Annotated in this window: 8 protein-coding genes; 3 read left to right on the top strand and 5 right to left on the bottom strand. The window is 61.3% G+C overall.

Translation table 11 applies throughout. The features are described 5' to 3' along the window. Nucleotides 1-9 precede the first annotated feature (9 nt). The 4 genes from ACM6JM_RS05930 to ACM6JM_RS05915 form a co-directional block, all read right to left on the bottom strand. Nucleotides 10-1,023, bottom strand: a complete 1,014-nt coding sequence (locus tag ACM6JM_RS05930; protein WP_085647565.1) for an alpha/beta hydrolase — start codon at nt 1,021-1,023, stop codon at nt 10-12. A gap of 33 nt (nt 1,024-1,056) precedes the next feature. Further along, nucleotides 1,057-1,476, bottom strand: coding sequence for an organic hydroperoxide resistance protein (locus ACM6JM_RS05925; protein ID WP_034155242.1), 420 nt, complete (start codon nt 1,474-1,476; stop codon nt 1,057-1,059). A 271-nt stretch (nt 1,477-1,747) separates the two neighbouring features. Next, complete coding sequence (locus ACM6JM_RS05920) at nt 1,748-2,212, bottom strand: MarR family winged helix-turn-helix transcriptional regulator (protein ID WP_074687986.1); 465 nt, start codon at nt 2,210-2,212, stop codon at nt 1,748-1,750. 83 nt (nt 2,213-2,295) lie between these two features. Next, nucleotides 2,296-3,252: a LysR family transcriptional regulator gene (locus ACM6JM_RS05915; RefSeq protein ID WP_039770458.1), complete on the bottom strand. Its 957-nt coding sequence runs from the start codon at nt 3,250-3,252 to the stop codon at nt 2,296-2,298. 112 nt (nt 3,253-3,364) lie between these two features. Between ACM6JM_RS05915 and ACM6JM_RS05910 the strand changes: the two genes are divergently transcribed. Continuing rightward, the gene (locus ACM6JM_RS05910) at nt 3,365-4,114 is read left to right on the top strand and encodes a sulfite exporter TauE/SafE family protein (RefSeq protein WP_414881451.1); all 750 of its coding nucleotides are present in this window, start codon (nt 3,365-3,367) and stop codon (nt 4,112-4,114) included. Here the strand turns inward: ACM6JM_RS05910 and ACM6JM_RS05905 are convergent. Beyond that, nucleotides 4,104-4,958, bottom strand: coding sequence for a LysR substrate-binding domain-containing protein (locus ACM6JM_RS05905; protein ID WP_170844876.1), 855 nt, complete (start codon nt 4,956-4,958; stop codon nt 4,104-4,106). The two genes, ACM6JM_RS05910 and ACM6JM_RS05905, sit on opposite strands and share 11 nt — an antisense overlap. Before the next feature lie 97 nt (nt 4,959-5,055). Between ACM6JM_RS05905 and ACM6JM_RS05900 the strand changes: the two genes are divergently transcribed. Both ACM6JM_RS05900 and ACM6JM_RS05895 read left to right on the top strand, forming a co-directional pair. Further along, the gene (locus ACM6JM_RS05900) at nt 5,056-5,271 is read left to right on the top strand and encodes a DUF1127 domain-containing protein (protein ID WP_414881450.1); all 216 of its coding nucleotides are present in this window, start codon (nt 5,056-5,058) and stop codon (nt 5,269-5,271) included. Nucleotides 5,272-5,335: 64 nt separating this feature from the next. Continuing rightward, the gene (locus ACM6JM_RS05895) at nt 5,336-6,556 is read left to right on the top strand and encodes a winged helix-turn-helix domain-containing protein (protein ID WP_103386348.1); all 1,221 of its coding nucleotides are present in this window, start codon (nt 5,336-5,338) and stop codon (nt 6,554-6,556) included. The last annotated feature ends 10 nt before the right edge of the window (nt 6,557-6,566 follow it).

The raw sequence follows: 6,566 nt of genomic DNA, 5'->3' as shown, positions 1-6,566 counted from the left end.
TGATGAAAATTACTTCTTCAGGTGCTGCTTCAGTTCTTCCGAGGCCTGCAGCATCGCCGAGCGCACCGCCGGCACCTGGCTGACCACGTTGAGCAAACCGTAGTCGTGGATCATGCCGTTGTAGCGCACCGAGGTCACCGGCACGCCGGCTTCGTCGAGTTTGCGGGCGTAGGCTTCACCCTCGTCACGCAGCACATCGGCCCCCGCAGTCTGGACCAGCGCAGGCGGCAGACCTTTCAACTGCGCAGTGGTGGCCCGCAACGGTGAGGCGTAGATCTCGTTTCGCTGGTTGGCGTCAGTGGTGTAGTTGTCCCAGAACCACTTCATCATGTTGCGAGTGAGGAAGTGCCCCTCGGCGTACTGGTTATACGAACCGGTATCGAAATTGGCATCGGTCACCGGCCACAGCAGCACCTGGAATTTGATCGCTGGCGTGCCTTTGTCTTTGGCCATCAGGGCCACGACTGCCGCCATGTTGCCGCCGACGCTGTTGCCCGCCACCGCCAGACGCTTGCCGTCGACGTTGATTTCTTTGCCGTGTTCGGCCACCCATTTGGTAGCGGCATAAGCCTGGTTGATCGCCACCGGGTAATGCGCTTCCGGCGAAGGGGTGTAGTTGACGAACACCGCCGCCGCCCCCGAGCCGACCACCAGATCCCGCACCAGACGTTCGTGGGTCGGGAAATCTCCCAGCACCCAGCCGCCGCCGTGGAAGAACATGAACACCGGCAGCTCGCCCTTGACCCCGGCCGGCCGGACGATGGTCAGGCTCAACGGTTGGCCATCGACCTGGATGGTTTTCTCGCTGACGTCCGCTTTGGGCAGCGTCAGTTTGACCCCGGACTGCGCGCCCGTCAGCACGGCGCGGGCATCCTTGGGCGTCATTTGCTCCATCGGTTTGCCGGTGCCGGCATTCAGCACATCAAGGAACGCCTGGGTGTTGTGTTCAACCTCCCCGGCGAATGCGCTGTGGATGGACAGGGCGAGAAGAGTACCGGTCAAGACTTTGCTGAAAGTGTTCATGTTCATTTCCTGTACGGGCCTGAGTGTCAGTGATTACACGGTGACGTGCAGACGCACATCGACGTTGCCGCGAGTGGCGTTGGAGTACGGGCAGACCTGGTGAGCCGCGTCGACCAGGCTTTGTGCGTCAGCCTGTTCCAGGCCCGGCAGACTGATGTGCAGGTCGATGTCCAGACCGAAACCGCCAGGGATCTGGCCGATGCCGACGTGAGCGGTGATCGAGGCGTCGTCCGGGATTTTGCGTTTGGTCTGACTGGCGACGAATTTCAGGGCGCCGATAAAGCAGGCCGAGTAGCCGGCGGCGAACAGTTGCTCAGGGTTGGTGGCTGCGCCGCCAGCACCGCCGAGTTCTTTCGGAGTGGCGAGTTTGACGTCGAGGATGTTGTCGCTGGAAATCGCACGACCGTCACGGCCGCCAGTGGAGGTTGCGATTGCGGTGTAGAGAGTTTGCATGGTGTGAGCCTCAGTAAGTGTGGTTTGTTGCGCTAATTGTTTGCGCGCTAACTAGGTGCGAAGTAAATGTACTGCGCGAATATTTAGTGCGCAAGATAAATTTTTGAAGAAAGCACGAATTAGCGCTTGGATTGGGAAGTGACGTGATCTCAAGCTTTTGATATTTAAGGATTTTTTGAATGTAAAACGAGATGAAAAATTTTTCGGTGATAAGCGGGGAAGGGGCGATACGCCTGCAGGCGCAAGGCTGCGCCCACAGGAAAGGACGATCTTAAGCGAGGCTGTCCTGCAAATGACCACGCAAGGCCTGCAACTCGGCTTGCAGGTTTTGCAGGCGCTCCAGCGTGAAGCCACTGGCCCCCAGGATGCATTGTGGAACGGTCCGGGCCCTGTCTTTCAAGGCGCGTCCCTGGGCAGTCAGTTCAACGATCACCACACGCTCATCCTCACGACTGCGGGTCCGGCTGAGCAAACCTTCACCTTCCAGCCGCTTGAGCAGTGGGGTCAGCGAGCCCGGATCGGTCAGCAGGCGCGTGCTGATTTCTCCGACGGTCAAACCATCCTTCTCCCACAGCACCATCATCGCCAGGTATTGCGGATACGTCAGGCCAAGCGCTTGCAACAGCGGCTTGTAGACCTTGGTCATCATCAGCGAAGTGGAATGCAGGGCGAAGCAGGCCTGATTGTCGAGCAGCAGGTCTTCGCAGTGATCGGAGGTGTTGCGGTCGGTGGTCATGTCAGTGCCTTGAACGGTGATGCAGGTGAATCTAGCGCTCGAATCTTTAATGCGCCAGACAATTGTGCCCGGTGGCGAACCGATCAATGCCGGCCCAGTTCTCGTTGCAGTGCCAGATCCCACGGCGGCACGGGGCTGAACCGGGTTTTGAGGTATTCCAGCAGCAGGCGGCTGCGGGAGCTGGCCTGTTGCTCCAGTCGCAGCGCATAGATGCCGGTGCTCTCCGGTTTTGGCAGGCCGTTTTCACAGAACAGCGGCAGCAACTCGCCGCGCAACAGGTATTCGCTGGCCAGCCAGGTCGGTAAATGCGCGATCCCGAGTCCCGCCAGCGCGCCGCACACCAGCGCCTCGGCGTTGTTGGCGCTCATGCGCACCCGCGCCGGGCGGTGCAGTTGCATCTGCCCGTTCTGTTCGAAGCGCCAGGCGAAGGGCGGGGCGAGGCCGTCCCAATCGAGGCCGTCATGCTCGCTCAATTGCGCGGGTTCGCTCGGCACACCGCGGCGCTTGAGATAGTCGGGGCTCGCGCAGGCGATGCGGACCATGCTCGCCAACGGTGTGGCCACCAACCGGGTGTCAGCCATTTGCCCGGCGCGCAACACCAGATCGACCTTGCCCAGGTTTGAACCGTCCATGTCGACGAAGCTGTCGATCAGATGCAGTTGCACATCCAGCCCCGGGTACAGCACCAGAAAATCGGCAATCACCGGCGCCAGATGCCGACGCCCGAACGCTGCTGGCGCATCCACCCGAATCAGTCCCTCCGGCGCGCTGCTCAGGGACACCGCTTCAGCCCGGGCAAGTTGCAACTCCGCCACAATCCGCCGCGCCCGTTCGGCAAACGCCAGACCTGCCGGCGTGGCGCGCACCGCGTGAGTGCTGCGGATGAACAACTGGCTGCCGACCGCGCTTTCCAGACTGTCGATACGCCGGGCAACGGCGGAGGGCGTCAGCGGATGCCGGCGCGAAGCCGCAGAAAAGCTGCCGCTCTCGAGTACATCGAGAAACAGCCCCAGTTGTTCGGTCAATTGATTGGGATTCATGAATCAGCTCATTGCCTATGCGGATTTAGCACAGCCATTGTGCGTTGCTGTGCGTTTCCGTGCCAGCGCCGACTGCGTAGGATGAGTCGCCTGACGTATGAGGAATTCTGCTGTGATCGAGTTTTCGCTGTACCTGTTGTTTGGCGCCGCCCTTGGCACCTTGGGTGGGATCTTCGGTATTGGTGGCGGGCTGATCGCCATTCCCTTGCTCGGTGTCTGGTTCGGGCTCGATCAGCAGATCGCCCAAGGCACGGCGCTGGTGATGGTGGTGCCGAACGTGATGCTGGCGCTGTGGCGTTATCATCAGCGCAATCGCATTGAGCTCCGGCATGCATTGCCGTTGGCGGTGATGGGATTCTGTTTCGCGTGGATCGGCTCGATCTGGGCCGTGGGCATCGACGCGCAGACCATGCGCATCGGGTTTGTCGCGTTCCTTGTGGCTTTGTCGGCCTACAACCTGGTGCGCATGTTTGGCGCGCGCCCGGCGGCGACTTCCGAGATGCGCTATTCATGGCCGTGGCTGGGCGTGCTCGGCGCGGCGTCGGGCACCATGGGCGGCTTGTTCGGTGTCGGTGGGGCGGTGGTGGCGACGCCGGTGCTGACCAGCCTGTTCGGCACTACTCAAGTGGTCGCTCAGGGGCTTTCGCTGGCGCTGGCATTGCCGAGCACCGGCGTCACGCTGGTGACGTACGCGGTGCACCACGAAGTGGACTGGATGATCGGCCTGCCGCTGGCCATCGGCGGTCTGGCCAGCATCAGCTGGGGCGTGAAAGTGGCCCACGCGATGCCGGAAAAACTCCTGCGCGGGCTGTTCTGCGGGTTCCTGGTGCTGTGTGCGGTGATGCTCGCCTTTAAAGTTTGAAGCCTTCGACGATGTGCTCGGCCAGGCATTCGGTGATCGGCGAGGGATTGTTGAGGTTGCGGATCAGCATGATGCTGGCCTCGGGCAGCAGCGGCAGATTTTCGGCATCTCCAAGAATCCGCATGTCGGGGGTAATCAGGCTTTCCAGCTGCGCGGTGATCGCCAGACCCGCGCTCACCACTGCCATCAGCGCCGACAGGCTGGTGCTGTTGTAGGCGATCCGGTATTCGCGGCCCATCGCGTCCAGCGCATTGCAGGCCCACAGGCGGCAGAAGCAATCACTGTTGAACATCGCCAGTGGTAGCGGCGTCTGCTCGTGGGCGCTGAAATTCTGCGCCTCGGCCCACACGAAGCGCTCCTTGCGCAGCAACTGGCCGATCTCGTTGCCCGGCTCGCGGGTGACGATCGACAGATCGAGGTCCGTGCGTTGCAGCAATTGTTTGGTTGACTCGCAGTGCACTTCGATCTGGATCAGCGGATAGAACTGCGCAAAACGCGACAGAATCCCCGGCAGAAAGCGCATAACGTAATCGTCCGGCGTGCCGATCCTGACCGTGCCGACCATGTGTGGTTCGCGCAGGGTGTTGAACACTTCGCTGTGCAATTTCAGGATGCGCCGCGCATAGCCAAGCAACACCTGGCCTTCAGCGGTCAGGCGCACCTGACGCCCGTCGCGCTCGAACAACTGGCGCTGCAACACGTCCTCTTCCAGACGCTTCATCTGCATGCTCACGGCCGATTGGGTGCGGTTGACCATTTCGCCGGCGCGGGTAAAACCGCCCTGATCGGCAATCGCGACAAAGGTGCGCAGGACATCGGTATCGATACTGGGGTACGCCGACAATTGATGAATCTCCGTGATGCATGCCATCAGAAACATTCGTTGGATTGATCGTAGCTCTGGCGGGAGACTTGAGCCATCCCAAAAAGGAGGCAACACGATGAAAGGTCAAAGAGAGTACGCAGGCGAAGAAAGATTTTCCGGCCATATCGTTTCCGATCTGTTGCACAAGTTTAGCCGGTGGTACGAATTGCACCGTGAGCGCGAGCTGCTCGCCAGCCTGAGCGACGAAGCGCTCAAGGACATCGGGGTCAGCCGTGCCGATGTCGAACACGAGTCGGTGCGGCCGTTCTGGGACGATCCGATGCATAAATGATGAGGCCATCGCTACACAAACCCTCTTGCAGTGAGGTAGGTTGCGAGCAGACATGGAGGTACACATGCCCGCGACACTGTCCTTTTCCCTTAAACAGGCTCGACGTCTGGCACTGGCTGCCCAAGGGTTTCACGGGCGCCAGCCGCCGGCTGTCAAGGCCATGCACCTCAACCGGCTGATCGAACGCCTCGGTCTGTTGCAGATCGACTCCGTCAACGCCGTGGTGCGCTCGCACTACCTGCCGCTGTTTTCCCGTCTTGGTTCCTACTCTGCTGACTTGCTCGACCAGGCTGCCTGGAGTTCGGGGCGACGTCGTTCGCTGTTCGAATACTGGGGCCATGAAGCGTCGCTGCTGCCGTTGTCGATGTACCCGTTGATGGGCTGGCGCATGCAGCGGGCCAGGCGCGGTGAGGACATCTATCAGCAATTGGCGCGGTTCGGTCGCGAGCAACAGGACACCATTCGCCGGGTGCTGGCGTCGGTCGAAGAGCAGGGCGCATTGGGCGCCGGCAGTCTGTCGACCCGCGAGGAAAAGGCCGGGCCGTGGTGGGACTGGAGCGCGGAAAAGCACGCACTGGAATGGCTGTTTGCCGCTGGCGAAGTCACCGTCGCCGGACGCCGTGGTTTCGAGCGATTGTATGACTTGCCGGAACGGGTGATTCCGGCTTCCGTGCTGCAACAGCCATTGCCCGATGAGGCTGAGTCGCAGCGCGGTTTGCTGCTGCATGCAGCGCAGGCGCTCGGTGTCGGCACGGAAAAAGACCTGCGTGATTACTTCCGACTGAATCCTTCCGATGCCCGCCCGCGTCTGGCTGAACTGGTCGAGGACGGGCAGCTGCTGACTTGCGAAGTCGCCGGATGGCGGCAGATCGCTTATTGCCTGCCCGAGCCGAAAATCCCTCGAAAAGTCGAAGCCAGCGCGCTGCTGTCACCTTTCGATTCACTGATCTGGGAGCGCAGCCGGACCGAGCGGCTGTTCGATTTTCGCTATCGGCTGGAGATCTACACGCCGCAGGACAAACGTGTCTACGGCTATTACGTGCTGCCGTTCCTGCACAACGAACGGATCGCTGCGCGAGTTGACCTGCGCGCCGAACGGGCGGCGGGGCGGTTGGCTGTGCATGCGGTGCACGAGGAAGAAACGGGGCTGGACGAGGCGGGGATGCTGGCGCTGGCGCTGAACCTGCGGCGCATGGCGGACTGGTTGGGGCTCGCGCGGGTGCAGCTCAATTGTCAGCGGGAAAGTGCCGGGCGGTTGCGGATGGCGCTGGCTCAAATTGACTGAGCCAGCGCCC

Source organism: Pseudomonas sp. IT-P2 (assembly GCF_949767575.1).
Taxonomy (GTDB): Bacteria; Pseudomonadota; Gammaproteobacteria; order Pseudomonadales; family Pseudomonadaceae; genus Aquipseudomonas; species Aquipseudomonas pharyngis.
Note: the sequence above shows the minus strand (reverse complement) of the source record. Positions and strands in the feature narration are given on the sequence as shown.

Coding starts and splice junctions, on each gene's coding strand:
- ACM6JM_RS05930 (WP_085647565.1), bottom strand. CDS start 1,023: ATGAACACTTTCAGCAAAGTCTTGACCGGTACTCTTCTCGCCCTGTCC.
- ACM6JM_RS05925 (WP_034155242.1), bottom strand. CDS start 1,476: ATGCAAACTCTCTACACCGCAATCGCAACCTCCACTGGCGGCCGTGAC.
- ACM6JM_RS05920 (WP_074687986.1), bottom strand. CDS start 2,212: ATGACCACCGACCGCAACACCTCCGATCACTGCGAAGACCTGCTGCTC.
- ACM6JM_RS05915 (WP_039770458.1), bottom strand. CDS start 3,252: ATGAATCCCAATCAATTGACCGAACAACTGGGGCTGTTTCTCGATGTA.
- ACM6JM_RS05900 (WP_414881450.1), top strand. CDS start 5,056: ATGAAAGGTCAAAGAGAGTACGCAGGCGAAGAAAGATTTTCCGGCCAT.
- ACM6JM_RS05895 (WP_103386348.1), top strand. CDS start 5,336: ATGCCCGCGACACTGTCCTTTTCCCTTAAACAGGCTCGACGTCTGGCA.